The following is a 16,262-nucleotide window of genomic DNA, read 5'->3' as shown; positions in this document are numbered from 1 at the left end:
GCAGTGCCGGAACGGCCGGGGCGCGGCGGGCGGCCGGGGGCGGCCGTCGGCGGTCAGTACGCGGGGAGGCGGCGCGGCCCCAGGTCCGCGCGCGGGGGCGGGGGCGCGACGCGCACGGTGGCCGCGAGGACGCCGACGCCGTGCGGCGCGACGACCACGGGGTCCAGCTCGACGGCCGCGATCTCCGGCCGGTCCTCGACGAGGCGGCCGGTGCGCAGCAGCAGCTCCTCCAGGGCGGGGGTGTCCACGGGCCGGGCGCCGCGCCAGCCGAAGAGCATGGGCGCGGCCCTGATGGCGCGGACCAGTTCGGCGGCGTCCCGGTCGGTCACGGGGAGCAGCCGGTGGGCGAGATCGCCCAGCAGCTCGGAGGGCGGCCCGGCCAGGCCGAAGGAGAGCACGGCGCCGATCGAGGCGTCCACGGTGGCCCGCACGACCGTGTCCACGCCGCGCGGGGCCATGGCCTGCACCACGGGCCGCAGCCGCTCGGGGCGGTCGCCGAGCTGCCTCGTCAACTCGGTGTAGGCGCGTCGTAGTTCGCCCTCGGTGGCCAGGCCGAGCCGTATCCCGCCGAGGTCGGCGCGGTGCCGCAGGTGGGGGGCGGTGGCCTTCAGCGCTACGGGGAAGCCGATGGCGCGGGCCGCAGCCACGGCGGCCTCGGCGTCGGGGGCCTGCCGGGCGGGGAGCAGGGGGATGCCGTAGGCGGCGAGCAGTTCCTCGGTGCGGGCCGCGGGGAGCGTGACGGGCCGCCCGGCCCCGGCCGCCTCGGCCAGGGCCCGCCCCGCGGCCTGCTCGTCCACATCCTCGAACCGGGGCACGCGCCCGGGCGCTGCGGCCCGCGCGCGCCACTCCGCGTGGCGCACGGCCGCGGCCAAGGCCCGCGCGGCCCGCTCGGCGGACGGGAAGGCCGGCACGCCCCGCTCCCCCAGCGCGAGGGCCAGCTCCTCCAACGCCAGATGCGCGACGAGCACGGGCTTGCGCACCCCGCCGCCTTCTCCGGCGGTCGCCGGTTCCCCGGCGGGGGCAACGGCAGAGGCGGGCGTGCGCCCGGCGCCTTCCGCCGGGGGCGGTCCTCCCCCCGGCACGGCTTCGGCTCCCGGCGGGGTCCGGCCGGGGCCCGGCGGGGTGGCGCCCTGCGGGCCGAGGGCAGCCCTGCGGGGCTGATCACCCGGCACGGGGCCGGACGGCGCGGCACGGACGCGTGCGTCGCCGCCGTCCGCGGCGGCTCCCGAATCGCCATCCGGACCAACGCCCCGGGCCGGCGCGCACCCCACGCCCTCCGCCGGGGGCGGTCCCTCCCCCGGCGGGGGCCCGGCGAGGTCCTCCGGCGCGGTGGCGCCGCCGGGGGCGCGCCCCGCGGAGGGGACGGCACCGGCCGGGGCGTCGGCCGTGCCGGGCAGCGGCGCGGCGCCGCCGGCCGCGGGGGCCAGGGCGGCGGCCAGGGCTTCCGAGGGCGGGCCGGCGTCCGCTACCGAGGGGATGACCGTGACCAGGACCGCGTCCGTGGCGGGGCGGGCGAGGGCGGCGGCCACCGCGGCGCGGTAGTCCTCGGGGGGCGCGCCCGGGGCGAGGGCGGCGGGCGGCGAGGGGCGCAGGCCCAGCGCGCGGCAGGCGTCGTGGGCGACGAGGCCGAGCGCCTCGTCGTTGCCCACGATGGCCACGCGCGGCCCCGCGGGCAGCGGCTGGCGGGCCAGCAGCAGCCCGGTGTCCACCAGCTCCACGGCCGTTCCCGCCTCGATGACCCCGGCCTGCCGCAGCAGCGCGGAGACCGTGTCCTCGGGCGTGCGGCCGACCGGCGCGGAGTGGCCGGGCGGCGGGGCGCCGCCGCTGTGCCGGCCGCCCCGGACGACGACCACGGGCGTCCCGGCCGCGGCGGTGCGCCGCACCAGGCGCGTGAACTTCCGCGGGTTGCCCAAAGATTCGAGGTACATCAGCACGACGTCGGTTGACGGGTCCTCGTACCAGTACTGGAGGACGTCGTTGCCGGAGACGTCGGCGCGGTCCCCGGCGGAGACGAAGGTGGACAGGCCGCCGCCGCGCCGCTCCAGCTCGTCCAGCGCCGCGATGCCGGTGGCGGCGGACTGGGTGAACAGGCCGATCCGCCCGGCGCGGGGCAGCCGGGGCGCGGGGCTGGCGTTCAGCCGCACGTCCGGCGCGGTGTTGATCACGCCGAACGCCGTGGGTCCCAGGATGCGCATGCCCAGGGAGCGGGCCTGCCGCACCAGCTCGCGCTGCCGCGCCCGGCTGTGGCCCGAGGCCAGGACGACCAGGCCCTGCACCCCGTGCTCCCCGCAGTCCGCGACGACCCCGGCGACCCGGTCGGCGGGGACGGCCACCACCGCCAGGTCCACGGGGGCGCCGATGGCGCCCACGGAGCGGAACGCCGGGGCCCCGCCGAGGCGGTCCTCGCCGGGCGGGAGGGCGGAGTTGACGGCGTAGACGGGGCCGGAGAAGCCCCCGGCGAGCAGCCCGGCCAGCACCGTGCGCCCGGCCCCGCCGGGGCGGCGGCCCGCCCCGACCACGGCCACCGCCCGCGGCGCCAGGAGCCGCTGCACGGAGCGCGCCTCGGCCCGCTGCTCGCGGGCGCGCATGACCGCCAGGGAGGCGGCCGTCGGCTCCAGGTCGAGGGTGAGGTGGACGGAGCCGTCCGCGAAGCTGCGCCGCTGGGAGTACCCGGCGTCCGTGAACACCTTGATCATGCGGGAGTTGGCGGGCAGCACCTCGGCCGTGAAGCGGCGGATGCCGCGTTCCCGGGCGACGGCGGCGACGTGTTCGAGCAGCGTGGAGGCCAGGCCCCGGCCCTGGTGCGTGTCCTGCACCAGGAAGGCGACCTCGGCGCGGTCGGCCGGGGCGGGCGCCGCCCGGCCCTGCGCGTCGACGCGGTCGTAGCGGACGGTGGCCACGAACTCGTCACCCACCGTGGCGGCCAGGCCGACCCGGTCGACGTAGTCGTGATGGGTGAAGCGGCGCACGTCCCGGTCGGAGAGCCGGGGGTAGGGGGCGAAGAAGCGGTAGTACTTCGACTCGTCGGAGACCCGCTCGTAGAAGCTGACCAGCCGCCCCGCGTCCTCGGGCGTGATGGGCCGGACGTGGGCGACCCCGCCGTCGCGCAGCACCACGTCGGCCTCCCAGTGCGCCGGGTACGGGGGCGGTGGGCCGGGAGGCTGAGCGGTCGTCCGCATGGGTTCAGCGTACGGTTGTCCGACCGAACGTTCCGCCAACGCACGTCCGCACGTCCGCTCCCCGGAAGGGCACCACCATGGCCGAGCGCCGCGTCACCATCGGCTGGGCGGAGGGGCTGCACGCCCGCCCCGCCTCGATCTTCGTCCGCGCCGCCACGGCCACCGGGGTGCCGGTGACCATCGCCCGCAAGGGCGGGACGCCGGTGAACGCGGCCTCCATGCTCGCCGTGCTGAGCCTCGGTGCCGAGGGCGGCGAGGAGGTGGTCCTGGCCTCCGCGGCCGAGGACGCCGACGCCGCGGAGGCGGCCCTGGATCTGCTGGCGAGGCTCATTTCCGAAGGACTTGAGGAGCTTCCGGAAACGGTGTGAATAAACCGTTCGCGGCGGCGCCGAAACGCGGGCAGCAGAATTCGCCGCCGCGATTCTCGCGGCGGAATTCAGGGCGCTATTACCCAGGTGTATACGGCCCTTGTTAAATCTGGCCGCGCACCGTGTTTACGGCAGGTTTCGGGCTTCTCACAGCGGCGGGCCTGAACTGCCGCCGGGCGGGCGTGGAGCGTTCCAGCTGGGCCGCCGTCAGCGCCCGCGCCCGCTCCGCGTCGCCGCGCGCGATGGCGTCCACCAGGGCCCCGCGCTCCTGCCACAGGACGACCGCCCGGGAGACCGGCTCGCCCGCGTACAGCCAGGTGATCTTGCGCCGTAGCTGCACCAGCAGCGCGGTCAGCCCGGGGCTGCACGTGGCCTGCGCCACCGTCTCGTGGAACCAGTCCCCCAGCGAGCGCAGGTCCGCCTCCTGCCCCTGGCCTGCGCGCTGACGCCCCAGCCGGACCAGACCGCGCAGCACCTTCAGGTGCGCCTCGGTGCGGCGCTGGGCGGCGCGGGCCGCGCCCAGCGGCTCCAGCAGCGCGCGGATGTCCAGCAGGTCGGCGGCCTCCCGGTCGCCGGGCTGGGCCACGCACGCCCCGGCGTGCCGCCGGGAGACGACGAAGCCCTCCGACTCCAGCGTCCGCAGCGCCTCGCGCACCGGGACCCGGGAGACGCCGTAGCGCTGCGCCAGCTGCTCCTCCGCGAGCCGGGAGCCGGGCGGCAGCACGCCGCCGACGATGTCGTCACGGATCGCCGTGCATACCGTGTGCGCGGAGATACGCATGAACAACCCCCATAAGCCGGCGAGAGCTTCGTGTATTACTACCGGGTCACTGGAGGGAACTGTATGGCAAAACCGGGGGAATGCCGATAGCGCCCCAGTAAAGAGAGGGTTTTTCGGCCTTGAAACCCGGCGGTGCGCGGAGTTTCGGCCACGGGCGCGCCGGAGGCCGGAGGGGGCCCGGGCGCGCCAGCGGGCCCCGGGCGGCGTGGCACGCCCGGGGCCGGCCGGGGGACCGCGCGGGAAGGCCGGGGAGGCCGGGACCAACCGGCGCGGCGTCAGCCGCCGTTGACGACCGTGACCTCGCCGATGCCCAGCTCCGCGACGGGGCCGGCGATCTGCGAGGCGTCGCCCACCAGCACCGTCACCAGCCGGTCGAGGGGGAACGCCCGCACCACGGCCGCCGTTGCCTCCACCGTGCCCGCCTCTGCGAGCCGCTGGTAGAGCCGGGCCTGGTAGTCGTCCGGCAGCTCCTCCTCCACCTGGTCGGCCAGGGTCCCGGCGACCGCCGCGGCGGTCTCGAAGCTCAGCGGCGCCACGCCGACGAGGTACTGGACCGCCGAGTCGCGCTCCTCCTCCGTCAGCCCCTCGGCGGAGAGCGTGCGCAGCACCGCGAAGAGGTCGGCCAGGGCCGGGCCGGTCACCTCGGTGGCCACCGAGCCGCGGATGCCGAGCAGGGCCAGGCCCGTGCCGTCCGCCTTGGAGAGCAGCACCTGGCTGAACGCCCGGATGCCGTAGGTGTAGCCCTTCTCCTCGCGCAGCACCCGGTCGAGCCGGGAGGTGATGGTGCCGCCGAGGCAGTAGATCCCCAGGCGGCGGGCCGGGTAGAGCGGGTCGTGCCGGTCGGCGCCGGTGCGGCCGATCAGCAGCTGGGTCTGCACGGAGCCGGGGCGGTCCACGATGACCACACGCGCCGCGTCGTCCACGGCCGGCGGCTGCCAGGCCAGCGGCGCGGCGGCCGGGCCGCTCCAGGCGCCCAGCGTCTCCTTCAGCACGGCGTCCACGTCCACGCCGGTCAGGTCGCCGACGACCACGGCGGTGGCGCCGGCCGGGCGGACGTGCGCGTCGTAGAAGGCGCGCACGGCCTTGGCGTCGATCCGCTCCACCGTCTCGGCGGTGCCCTGCCGGGGCCTGGCCATCCGGGAGCCGGCGGGGAAGAGCGCGTCGTAGAGGGCCATGGCCGCGCGGCGGCCCGGGTTGGCCAGCTCGTGCGGGATCTCGTCCAGGCGATTGCCCACCAGGCGCTCGATTTCGCTCTCGGCGAACGCCGGGGCGCGCAGCGCGTCCGCCATCAGGCCCAGGGCGGGGCGCAGCCGGGAGGCGGGGACCTCCAGCGAGACGCGAATGCCGGCGTGGTCGGCGTGGCTGTCCAGGGTGGCGCCGTAGCGCTCCAGCTCGGCGGCGAACTCCTCGGCGGAGTGCCGGTCGGTGCCCTCGGACAGGGCGCGGGCCATGATCGTGGCCACGCCCTCCTGGCCGGCGGGCTCGGCGGCCAGCGGGGCGGGCAGGTGAAGGTCGACGGCGACGACCCGCTGGCCGGGCCGGTGGCAGCGCAGCACGGCCAGGCCGTTGGGCAGGCCGCCGCGCTCGGGGGCGGGGAACGCCCAGGGCCGGGGCTCGCCGCCGGAGGGCTGGGGGTGAAGCGTCATGGCGGGGGTCACGGGGGTGGTCTCGGTCATCGGGCTGCCGCCTCTTCGGTGTCGGCCTGGCCGGCGGCGGGGGCCGCCTGCGCGGTCTCGTCGGTGTCCTCGTCCCCGTCGCGGCCCTCGGGCGCGGTCGGCTCGTAGACCAGGACCGCGCGGTTGTCCGGGCGCAGCCGGGCGGCAGCCACCGCCCTGACCTCCTCGGGCGTCACCTCCAGGATGCGCCGCACGGCGGTGAGGGCAAGCTGCGGGTCACCGAAGTGGACGGCGTACTTGCACAGTTCGTCGGCGCGGCCCGCCACCGTGGCCAGCCGGTCCAGCCACTCGCGTTCCAACTGGGCCTGGGCGCGCTCCATCTCCTCGGGGCTGGGGCCATCCTCGGCGAAACGCGCCAGCTCCTCGTCCACCGCGGCCTCGATGGCGGCGATCTCGGCGCCGGAGGAGGTCTTGACGTCCAGCCAGCCCAGCGACGGGGCGCCGGCCAGGCGCAGCAGCCCGAAGCCGGCGGCCACGGCGGTGCGGTCGCGGCGGACCAGGCGGTTGTGCAGGCGGGAGGACTCGCCGCCGCCCAGCGCGGTCAGGGCCAGGTCGGCCGCGTCGGCCTCGCGGGTGCCGTCGTGGGGCAGCCGGTAGGCGGCCATCAGGGCGCGGGCGGGAACGTCCTCGCGCAGCAGCTCGCGCACCTCGCGGCCGAGGACGTCGGGCAGGCTGCCGTCGCGCGGGGGACGCTTGCCGTCGTGGGAGGGGATGGAGCCGAAGTACTTCTCCACCCAGGCCAGGGTCTGCTCGGGGTCGATGTCCCCGACGACGGCGAGGACGGCGTTGTTCGGCGCGTAGTAGGTGCGGAAGAACTCCTGGGCGTCGGCGAGCGAGGCGGCGTCCAGGTCGGCCATCGAGCCGATGGGGATGTGGTGGTAGGGGTGGCCCTCGGGGTAGATCATCGCGCTGAGCTTCTCGAAGGCCGTCCCGTAGGGGACGTTGTCGTAGCGCTGGCGGCGCTCGTTCTTCACCACGTCGCGCTGGTTCTCCAGGGACTCCTCGTCCAGCGCGGACAGCAGGGTGCCCATCCGGTCGGCCTCCAGCCAGAGGGCGAGCTCCAGCTGATGGGCGGGCATGGTCTCGAAGTAGTTGGTGCGTTCGAAGCTGGTCGTGCCGTTCAGCGAGCCGCCGGCGTTCTGGATGAGCTCGAAGTGGCCGTTGCCCTTGACCTGGTGCGAGCCCTGGAACATCAGGTGCTCGAACAGATGGGCCAGTCCGGTGCGGCCGGGGACCTCGTGCCGGGAGCCGACGTCGTACCAGAGGCAGACCGCGGCGACCGGGGTGAGGTGATCCTCGGAGAGCACCAGGCGCAGGCCGTTGGCCAGCCGGTGCTCGGTCGCGGTGAGCCCGCCGACGGTATCCTGCGGGTTGGCCGTGTGGCCCATGGGAATGCGGTCCCTTCGCTCGGACGGTGCTGAGACTTTCGGCAGTTCTACGTCACCTTATGCAAGGTGAGCCGGGGTGCGCGAAGTTCCCGGTTGTCAGAGGGGCCGTCCACCATGGTCGGCAGAATGGCCGCCAGCAACCCGCCCGTCCGCACGAAGGAGCCCCGCCGCGATGGCCCGCCGCAGCCCGCAGTCACCGCCTCCCGAGCAGTTCGAGGAGCGGATCCTCGACATCGACGTCGTCGACGAGATGCAGGGCTCCTTCCTGGAGTACGCGTACTCGGTGATCTACTCCCGCGCCCTGCCGGACGCGCGGGACGGGATGAAGCCCGTGCACCGCCGGATCCTGTACCAGATGCACGAGATGGGCCTGCGCCCCGATCGCGGGTACGTCAAGTGCGCCCGCGTGGTGGGCGAGGTGATGGGCCGCCTGCACCCGCACGGGGACTCGGCCATCTACGACGCCCTGGTGCGGATGGCCCAGCCCTTCTCGATGCGCCTGCCCCTGGTCGACGGCCACGGGAACTTCGGCTCGCTGGGGAACGACGACCCGCCCGCCGCCATGCGGTACACCGAGTGCCGCTCCGCGCCCGCGGCCGGGCTGATGGTGGAGTCCATCGACGAGGACACCGTCGACTTCGCGCCCAACTACGACGGCAGCGAGCGGGAGCCGGCCGCCCTCCCCGCCGCCTACCCCAACCTCCTGGTGAACGGCGCGAGCGGCATCGCCGTGGGCATGGCGACGAACATGCCGCCGCACAACCTCGGCGAGGTCATCGCCGCGGCCCGGCACCTGATCCGGTATCCGAACGCCGACCTGGCCGCGCTGATGCGCTTCGTGCCGGGGCCCGACCTGCCGACGGGCGGTCAGATCGTGGGCATGGACGGCGTGCGGGACGCCTACGCGAGCGGCCGGGGCACGTTCCGGATGCGGGCCACGGTCGCGGTGGAGCCGGTCACGGCCCGCCGCAAGGGCCTGGTGGTCACCGAACTGCCGTTCACCGTCGGCCCGGAGAAGGTCGTCGCCAAGATCAAGGACCTGGTCAACGCCAAGCGGCTCCAGGGCATCGCGGACGTCAAGGACCTCACCGACCGCGAGCACGGCCTGCGCCTGGTCATCGAGGTGAAGAACGGCTTCAACCCCGAGGCGGTCCTCGCCCAGCTCTATAAGCTCACCCCGATGGAGGAGTCCTTCGGGATCAACAACGTCGCCCTGGTGGACGGCCAGCCGCTGACGATGGGCCTGAAGGAGCTGCTCCAGGTCTACGTCGACCACCGCTTCGAGGTGGTGCGGCGGCGCAGCGAGTTCCGGCGGCGCAAGCGGCGGGACCGGCTGCACCTGGTCGAGGGCCTGCTGGTGGCGCTGGTCGACATCGACGAGGTCATCCGGCTGATCCGCTCCAGCGAGAACGCCGCCGCCGCCAAGGAAGCGCTGATCGCGCGCTTCGGCCTGTCGGAGACGCAGACGCAGTACATCCTCGACACGCCGCTGCGGCGGCTGACCCGCTTCGACCGGCTGGAGCTGGAGGGCGAGCGGGACCGGCTGACGGCCGAGATCGCGGAGCTGACGGCGATCCTGGACTCGGACGCGGAGCTGCGGAAGCTGGTCTCCGCCGAGCTGGCCGAGGTCTCCAAGAAGTACGCCACGCCGCGCCGCACGCTGCTGGCCGAGGCGCGCCCCGAGGGGGAGGCCGCCGAGGCCGTGCCCCTGGAGGTCTCCGACGACCCCTGCCGCGTGCTGCTGTCCTCCACCGGGCTGCTGGCGCGCTCGGCGGACGGGGACGTGGCGTTCGACCAGCGGGCGCGGCGCGGCAAGCACGACGTCGTCGTATCGGCCGTGCCGTCCACCGCGCGCGGCGAGGTCGGGGCCGTGACCTCCACCGGGCGCCTGCTGCGGCTGGCCGTGGTGGACCTGCCGCAGCTGCCGCACAGCTCCTCGGTGCCGAGCCTGGCGGGCGGGGCGCAGCTGTCGGAGTTCCTCTCGCTGGAGCCCGACGAGCGGGTGGTGTGCCTGACGACGCTGGACGAGTCCTCGCCGGGCCTGGCCATCGGCACGGAGCAGGGAGTGGTCAAGCGCGTGGTGCCGGACTACCCGGCCAACAAGGAGGAGCTGGAGGTCATCTCCCTGCGGGAGGGGGACCGGATCGTCGGCGCGGCCGAGCTGCGCAGCGGCGAAGAGGACCTGGTGTTCATCACCAGCGACGCCCAGCTGCTGCGGTACCCGGCCTCCCAGGTGCGGCCTCAGGGCCGGCCGGCGGGCGGGATGGCGGGCGTGAAGCTGGGCGAGGGCGCGCGGGTCATCTCGTTCACGGCCGTCGACCCGGCGGCCGAGGCCGCGGTGGTCACGGTGGCCGGCGGCCCGGACACGCTGGACGCGCTGGGCACGGCGAAGCTCACGCCCTTCGACCAGTACCCGCGCAAGGGGCGGGCCACGGGCGGCGTGCGCTGCCAGCGTTTCCTGAAGGGCGAGGACCACCTGGCCTTCGCCTGGGCGGGGGCCGCCCCGCCCCGCGCGGCCACGGCGGCGGGCGCCCCGGCCGACCTCCCTGAGCCCGACCCGCGCCGGGACGGCTCGGGTGTCCCCCTGGCCAAGCCGATCGCGGTGGTCGCCGGGCCGGTGTGAGCGGCGCGCTCCGCCCCCGGGCGGAACGCGCCCACCCGGGGGCCGGGGCCTTGCCCCCGGCCCTGGCGACCGCCGCCGCGACGCGGACGCGTCACCCTGCCCTGAAGCCGGGCCCCTCACAACGGCTTTCGCGGGCGCTGCGCCACCGACGCCGCCGGGCTTCTTCGCAACGGCCGCCACATGCGTTGTCCCACCCCCGCCCCGGGCGAGGGAGTCGCCCCCAGCGGCCGACACCGCACGCGTCCTCCGACCCCCGCTCCGGGCGGGAGCGGCGGCCTCGCGGCGACCCCCTCACGGGCCAGGCGGGCCGCGCACCCGGCGCCGGTCAGCGCCCCGGCGCGTCCGGGACGTCGTCCGGGTCGTCCACGTAGCGCAGGAACGCCCAGCGGCCGGCCGCGGGGTCGGGGTCGGGGCCCGCGCAGGCGGAAAGCTCCTTGTGCAGGGCCTCCGCGTCGATGCCGGAGCCGATGAGGACCAGCTCGGTGCGGCCCGCCTCCGCCGGGTAGAAGCGCAGGAAGCGGCCCACGGCGTGGACGGCGTACCGCTCGGCCGGGCCGAGGGCGACGTGCCCCTTGATGCGGTAGAGGCCAGGCGGCCTGGTGTCGAGGAAGCGCATCAGGCGGGCGGCGGACAGCGGCTCCTCGGAGGCGAACGCCACGCTCTCGTGGGCCGCGTGGGGATGCGGGCCCGCCTCCTCCTCGGCGGCGAGCAGGTCCGCGAAGCTGAGCTGCCGCGCCCCCTCCGCCCGGCCGGCCCCGCCCGGGTCCAGCAGCAGCCGCGGGTCGATCCGCCCGTGCTCCGCCGCGACGACCGGCGCGCCACGGGCGCGTTCGCGCAGCTCCTCCAGCAGCCGCGCCAGGCGCTCGGGCCCGACCCGGTCCGCCTTGTTGACCACCACGAGGTCGGCCACGCCCGGGTGCCGGGTGCGCTCCGCCTCGGCCGCGTCCACCACCTGCACCAGCCCGCCGTAGAGGGCGCGCGGGTTCTCCCCGGCGAGGATCATCCGGGCCAGCGCGGGCGGCTCGGCCAGGCCGCTGGCCTCCACCACGATCAGGTCCATCCGCAGCTCGGGGCGGGTCAGGCGCTCCAGCGCGTGGTCCAGGTCCTCGGTGTCCACGGCACAGCACAGGCAGCCGTTGCCGAACGAGGCCAGGGCGTCGACCTGCCCCGCGACGGTCATGGCGTCCACCGGGATGCTGCCGAAGTCGTTGACCACCGCGCCGATCCGCGCGCCCTCGCGGTTGCGCAGCAGGTGGTTGAGGAGCGTGGTCTTCCCCGCTCCGAGGAAGCCCGTGAGGACGAGGACCGGGACCCTGGGGCTGACCATGCCCCGCACGATACCGGCACCCGGACGGCCGCCCCCGCGGCGGCCGTTCACCCCCGGCGGGCCCGGCGGCAGGCGCCCGGACACAGGCGGACACGCACCCGGGCACACCAACGCGACGGATGGGGCAGGAGTGGTTAGCCTTGCCTGGGTGAGCACGTGTGCGAACGCCTCCCGGGCGGCGGCCGAGCCGCTGCCGGGCACGGCGGCGACGGCGGGGACCTGGCTGCTGATCGAGCAGCCCGGGCCCTGGGGCGCGCGGGCGCTCACCGACAGCCGGCTGGACCCGGGCGTGGGCCGCGCGCTCGGCGCCTGGGACGCCGCGGGCGTGCGCGCCGCGCTGATCCGCCGCCCCGGCCGGGACGGTGCCGCGGAGGAACGCCGGGCCGGCCGGGTCTTCCTGGCCCACACCGCGCCGGGCAACGCCTGGATCCGCGCTCTGTGCCCCGCCGACCCCCGCGAGCTGCTGGCCCTGGACCCGGCGCGCCTGGGCGCCGGGCACCACGACGGCGTCGGCGAGCCCTACCGCGGGGCCCCGCTGGTCCTGGTGTGCACCAACGGCCGCCGCGACCGCTGCTGCGCGGTGCTGGGCCGGCCCCTGGCGGCGGAGGCCGCCGCGGCCGGGGGCGCCTCGGTCTGGGAGGTCACCCACCTGGGCGGGCACCGGTTCGCCCCGACCCTGCTGGTCCTGCCGCACGGCTACGCCTACGGGTGGATGACCGCGGTGGCGGTCAAGGACGTGGTCAGCGCCGTCCAGGACGGGCGGGTGGTCACCGAGCGCTGCCGCGGGCGTTCCGCCTGGGACCGCGCCGGGCAGGCCGCCGAGCTGGCCGTCCGCGCGCTGACCGGCGAGGACGGCGCGGACGCCCTGACGGTTGCGGGCGGCCCACGGCCCACGGTGAGCCACCGGGACGGGCGGGCCTGGCGGGTCACGGTCGCCCGGACCGAGCCGGGCCCGCCGGTGCCGGCGAGCTGCGGCGCGGACCCCGAGCCGCAGACCCGCTTCGAGGTCACGGCCGTGGAGCCGCTGGGCCCGCGCTAGCCGCGCGGCCCCGGGGCCGCGCTCAGGTGTCGATGCGGGAGCGGTCCAGCGTTCCCGCCGAGCGGGCCAGGAACTCGCGGCGCGGGGCGACGTCGTTGCCCATCAGCAGGCTGAACGCCTCCTCGGCCGCCTCCAGGTCGCTGATGTTGATCCGCCGCAGGGTCCGCTTGCGCGGGTCCATGGTGGTCTCCGCGAGCTGGTCGGCGTCCATCTCGCCCAGGCCCTTGTACCGCTGGATGGAGTCCTTGTACCGCACGCCCCGGCGCTCCAGGTCCAGCAGCGTCTGCCGCAGCTCCTGGTCGGAGTACGTGTACACGTACCGATCCTGGCCGCGCCTGGGGTTGGACAGCTCGATGCGGTGCAAGGGCGGGACGGCCGAGAAGACGCGGCCCTGCTCGACCATGGGCCGCATGTAGCGCTGGAAGAGGGTCAGCAGCAGGCAGCGGATGTGCGCGCCGTCCACGTCGGCGTCGGCCAGGAAGATCACCCGGCCGTACCGGGCCTGGTCGATGTCGAACGTCCGCCCCGACCCGGCTCCTATCACCTGGATGATGGCGCCGCACTCGGCGTTCTTCAGCATGTCCGCGACGGAGGACTTCTGGACGTTGAGGATCTTGCCGCGGATGGGCAGCAGGGCCTGGAACTCGGAGTTCCGCGCGAGCTTGGCCGTGCCCAGGGCGCTGTCGCCCTCGACGATGAACAGCTCGCTGCGCTCGACCTCGTCGCTGCGGCAGTCGGCCAGCTTGGCGGGCAGGGCCGAGGACTCCAGCGCGGTCTTCCGGCGCTGGGCCTCCTTGTGCTGGCGGGCGGCGATGCGGGTGCGGGCTGCGGCCACGACCTTCTCCAGCACGGCGCGGGCCTGCTGCTTGGCGTCGCGCTTGTTCGAGGTCAGGAACGCCTTCAGCTCCTTGGCGACCACGGTGGCCACGATCCGGGAGGCGGCCGAGGTGCCCAGGACCTCCTTGGTCTGCCCCTCGAACTGCGGCTCGGCCAGGCGGACGGTGACGACGGCCGTCAGGCCCTCCAGGGCGTCGTCCTTGGAGATGTCGTCCTCGGCGACCCGCAGCAGCTTGGTGGCGCGCAGGACGTCGTTGACCGTGGTGCGCAGGGCCCGCTCGAAGCCGGCAACGTGGGTGCCGCCCTTGGGGGTGGCGATGATGTTGACGAACGAACGCACGGTCGCGTCGTAGCCCGTGCCCCAGCGCAGCGCAACGTCCACCTCCAGGTCCCGCTTGACCTCGGTGGGGATCATGTGGCCGCGGTCGTCCAGGACGGGAACGGTCTCCTTGAAGGTGCCCTGGCCGCTCAGCCGCAGCACGTCGCAGACCGGCTTGTCGGGGGCCAGGAACTCACAGAACTCGCTGATGCCGCCGTCGTAGCGGAAGACCTCCTCGACGGGGCCCTCGCCGTCGGAGGGGCGCTCGTCGCGGACGGTGATGGTCAGCCCCGGGACGAGGAACGCGGTCTGGCGGGCGCGGGCGTGCAGGGTCTCCACGGACAGGCGGGCGTCCTTGAGGAAGATCTGCCGGTCCGCCCAGTACCGCACGCGGGTGCCGGTGCGGGACTTGGGAATCTTGCGGACCCGGCGCAGGCCGCCGGCGGGGTCGAAGGGGGCGTCCGGGCTGGTCTCGGTGAAAATGCCGGGGGTGCCGCGCCGGAAGCTGATGGCGTGGGTGTGGCCGCCGCGGTCGACCTCCACGTCAAGGCGGGCGGAGAGGGCGTTCACCACCGAGGCGCCCACGCCGTGCAGGCCGCCGGAGGCCGCGTAGGAGCCGCCGCCGAACTTGCCGCCGGCGTGCAGCTTGGTCATGACGACCTCGACGCCGGACAGGCCGGTCTTGGGCTCGGCGTCGACGGGGATGCCCCGGCCGTTGTCCCGGACCTCCACGGAGCCGTCCTCGTGGAGGAGGACGTCGATGCGGTCGCAGTGGCCGCCCAGGGCCTCGTCCACGGAGTTGTCGATGATCTCCCAGAGGCAGTGCATCAGGCCGCGGCTGTCCGTGGAGCCGATGTACATGCCCGGGCGCTTGCGGACCGCCTCCAGGCCCTCCAGGACCATCAGGTGCCGGGCGGTGTAGGCGCCCCCCGGGTCGGACCCGGTCAGCAGTGCGGCGGATGGCACGGACGTGTCGGCGGTCACGCGGTTTCGCTCCTCGCTGAATCCTGATCGGTGGCGGAGTGCCGCTCAGAGGGTACCGAGGCCAGAGAGAGCGGTTGTGCAGCCACCCACGAGGTCACAGGGTAGCCCAGAGTCGCTCACTTGTTCGAAGAAGGGGAGGGGTGACGGATACATCACGTTCCCTTCGAGGCATGAACCCTTTAGGCTCCGGGCACGTCCTCCTGAACGAAGGACGAGCAGCCGGGTACACGGAGGTAGACGGCGTATCCGGAGCCTGACCGTCAGCCCCATAGACCGATAGACCGCGCTACACCAAGCAATCACTGCAATACGGCTCATTCGCCGCCAACCGGCAGCGTCCGGTCATCCCGGGAAAGTTTTTTCTCCGGGAAGCCGCGAGCGGGAACGTTCTCGGCCTGGTTGGATGTTGTCCCTGGTACGACAGCTCGTCGAGCTAGAGAAGAGGCGACGTGACTACTGTTCTGACCCCCGCGACCCCGCTGACCGCCGGGGACCGCTGCGACCGCTGTGGTGCCCAGGCATATCTCCGCGTGGTCCTCATCAGCGGCGGAGAGCTGCTGTTCTGCGCCCACCACGGCCGTAAGTTCGAGCCGGAGCTCAAGAAGATCGCCGCGGAGATACAGGACGAGACGGAGAAGCTGACCGCTGCTCCCGCCAGCGCGCGCGAAGACGAACGCTGACCGGCGCGCCGGTCAGGCGCATCGCGTCCACCCACCCGACGGGCTCGGTCCGGCGCCAGAGCCGGAGGCAGCGGGCGGTCACCCCGACGAAACCAGGGGTGGCCGCCCGTTTCCGTTCGACTTCTGACCGGACGCGACGGCCGCCGCGATGGCCGAGCCCTCCGTGTACACCCCGGGGCGGCCCCGCTCGCCGCAGCCGCTGCCCCAGGAGACCAGGCCGACCAGCCGCCCGCCGGCCACCAGCGGGCCGCCGCTGTCGCCCTGGCAGGCGTCCGCTCCCCCGCCCGGGGCGGCGGCGCAGACCATCGAGGCCGGGTCGAAACGGCCGTTCCCCGCTTCCCGGTACGCACGCGCGCAGGCGTCGTCCGGCAGCAGGCGCACGCCCGCCGAGCGCAGGCCGGTGGCGTAGCGGCCCGTGCCGTCGGTGTCGCCCCAGCCGTAGACGCGGGCGGGGGTGCCGGCGCGGTAGGCCGGCTCGCCGGGGTCCGCGGCCAGAGGGATGACGTGGCCGTCGGGCAGGGCCTCGGCCAGCGTCAGCACGGCCAGGTCCCCGGAGTGGGTGCGCTCGTCGTAGTCCGGGTTCACCCAGGCCTCGGCCACGGGCACCTCGCGGCCCGCGGTGCCGGTGAGGTCGTCGCGCCCGGCGATGACCGCCAGGTCGGGGGGTGGGGGGCCCGCCGGGGCGCCGGGCTCGGGCGTGAGCAGGCAGTGGGCCGCGGTGACCACGGTGCGCGGGCCCAGCACCGCCCCGCCGCAGTACTGGCCCGAGCGGGCGTCCCCGAACAGCGACCGGCTGGCGAGGGCCACCACCCAGGGGTGGCGCTCGACGGGGGTGGCGTGGCCGCCGACCACGGTCCCGTCCGCGGCCGAGGCGGCGGGAACGGCCGGGGCCAGGGGCGCGGCGGGCAGCAGCGCGAGGAGGAGGGCCGAGAGCACCGGCCACGACGGCCGGGGCAGCCGGGACGGACAACGCATGAGGGCTCCTGACCGTGTGGGGTCCTTTGGACACCCAGCGTCATGGCGACGGCCGCGGCGCGCATCCCGAATGCGCCCGCGGCCGT

General features: G+C 75.3%; 11 protein-coding genes. 4 read left to right on the top strand and 7 right to left on the bottom strand.

Annotated features, from left to right (window positions below; genetic code table 11):
- Positions 1–53 precede the first annotated feature (53 nt).
- Positions 54–3,179, bottom strand: coding sequence for a GNAT family N-acetyltransferase (locus RM780_RS01540; protein WP_311628562.1), 3,126 nt, complete (start codon positions 3,177–3,179; stop codon positions 54–56).
- A gap of 77 nt (positions 3,180–3,256) precedes the next feature.
- Between RM780_RS01540 and RM780_RS01535 the strand changes: the two genes are divergently transcribed.
- Positions 3,257–3,547 (top strand): HPr family phosphocarrier protein, encoded by a 291-nt coding sequence (locus RM780_RS01535; protein WP_311628561.1) that lies wholly within the window; start codon positions 3,257–3,259, stop codon positions 3,545–3,547.
- A 103-nt stretch (positions 3,548–3,650) separates the two neighbouring features.
- Here the strand turns inward: RM780_RS01535 and RM780_RS01530 are convergent, their stop codons facing one another.
- The 3 genes from RM780_RS01530 to RM780_RS01520 form a co-directional block, all read right to left on the bottom strand.
- Positions 3,651–4,328, bottom strand: coding sequence for a GntR family transcriptional regulator (locus RM780_RS01530; RefSeq protein ID WP_311628560.1), 678 nt, complete (start codon positions 4,326–4,328; stop codon positions 3,651–3,653).
- Between the two features lie 275 nt (positions 4,329–4,603).
- The gene (locus RM780_RS01525; protein ID WP_311628559.1) at positions 4,604–6,004 is read right to left on the bottom strand and encodes a M16 family metallopeptidase; all 1,401 of its coding nucleotides are present in this window, start codon (positions 6,002–6,004) and stop codon (positions 4,604–4,606) included.
- Positions 6,001–7,392, bottom strand: a complete 1,392-nt coding sequence (locus tag RM780_RS01520) for a M16 family metallopeptidase (protein ID WP_311628558.1) — start codon at positions 7,390–7,392, stop codon at positions 6,001–6,003. Before RM780_RS01520 ends, RM780_RS01525 begins: the two co-directional genes overlap by 4 nt.
- 172 nt (positions 7,393–7,564) lie before the next feature.
- On the opposite strand from RM780_RS01520, the gene RM780_RS01515 reads away from it, so the two are divergent.
- Positions 7,565–10,015 carry a DNA gyrase/topoisomerase IV subunit A gene (locus RM780_RS01515; RefSeq protein ID WP_311628557.1) on the top strand — a complete coding sequence of 817 codons (2,451 nt, stop codon included), beginning with the start codon at positions 7,565–7,567 and terminating at the stop codon, positions 10,013–10,015.
- A gap of 325 nt (positions 10,016–10,340) precedes the next feature.
- Here RM780_RS01515 and RM780_RS01510 read toward each other — a convergent pair whose 3' ends face one another.
- Positions 10,341–11,342 carry a CobW family GTP-binding protein gene (locus tag RM780_RS01510; RefSeq protein WP_311628556.1) on the bottom strand — a complete coding sequence of 334 codons (1,002 nt, stop codon included), beginning with the start codon at positions 11,340–11,342 and terminating at the stop codon, positions 10,341–10,343.
- A gap of 148 nt (positions 11,343–11,490) precedes the next feature.
- Here RM780_RS01510 and RM780_RS01505 point away from each other — a divergent pair, with 148 nt between their 5' ends.
- On the top strand, positions 11,491–12,381 hold the full coding sequence (locus tag RM780_RS01505) for a sucrase ferredoxin (RefSeq protein WP_311628555.1): 891 nt from the start codon (positions 11,491–11,493) through the stop codon (positions 12,379–12,381).
- Positions 12,382–12,403: 22 nt separating this feature from the next.
- Here the strand turns inward: RM780_RS01505 and RM780_RS01500 are convergent, their stop codons facing one another.
- Entirely contained in the window at positions 12,404–14,521 is a 2,118-nt protein-coding gene (locus RM780_RS01500; RefSeq protein ID WP_311628554.1) for a DNA gyrase/topoisomerase IV subunit B, read from the bottom strand.
- 449 nt (positions 14,522–14,970) lie between these two features.
- Between RM780_RS01500 and RM780_RS01495 the strand changes: the two genes are divergently transcribed.
- Complete coding sequence (locus tag RM780_RS01495) at positions 14,971–15,201, top strand: DUF7455 domain-containing protein (protein WP_311628553.1); 231 nt, start codon at positions 14,971–14,973, stop codon at positions 15,199–15,201.
- Positions 15,202–15,279: 78 nt separating this feature from the next.
- On the opposite strand, the gene RM780_RS01490 is transcribed toward RM780_RS01495, so the two are convergent.
- Positions 15,280–16,158, bottom strand: a complete 879-nt coding sequence (locus tag RM780_RS01490; RefSeq protein WP_394812866.1) for a S1 family peptidase — start codon at positions 16,156–16,158, stop codon at positions 15,280–15,282.
- Positions 16,159–16,262 lie beyond the last annotated feature (104 nt).

It is taken from the genome of Streptomyces boetiae (assembly GCF_031845405.1).
GTDB lineage: Bacteria > Actinomycetota > Actinomycetes > Streptomycetales > Streptomycetaceae > Streptomyces > Streptomyces boetiae.
This window is presented reverse-complemented; position numbering and strand designations above follow the sequence as displayed.

Excerpts from the sequence above, each read along its gene's own strand:
- RM780_RS01540 (WP_311628562.1), bottom strand. The coding sequence starts at position 3,179 with ATGCGGACGACCGCTCAGCCTCCCGGCCCACCGCCCCCGTACCCGGCG.
- RM780_RS01515 (WP_311628557.1), top strand. The coding sequence starts at position 7,565 with ATGGCCCGCCGCAGCCCGCAGTCACCGCCTCCCGAGCAGTTCGAGGAG.
- RM780_RS01510 (WP_311628556.1), bottom strand. The coding sequence starts at position 11,342 with ATGGTCAGCCCCAGGGTCCCGGTCCTCGTCCTCACGGGCTTCCTCGGA.
- RM780_RS01520 (WP_311628558.1), bottom strand. The coding sequence starts at position 7,392 with ATGGGCCACACGGCCAACCCGCAGGATACCGTCGGCGGGCTCACCGCG.
- RM780_RS01525 (WP_311628559.1), bottom strand. The coding sequence starts at position 6,004 with ATGACCGAGACCACCCCCGTGACCCCCGCCATGACGCTTCACCCCCAG.
- RM780_RS01535 (WP_311628561.1), top strand. The coding sequence starts at position 3,257 with ATGGCCGAGCGCCGCGTCACCATCGGCTGGGCGGAGGGGCTGCACGCC.
- RM780_RS01530 (WP_311628560.1), bottom strand. The coding sequence starts at position 4,328 with ATGCGTATCTCCGCGCACACGGTATGCACGGCGATCCGTGACGACATC.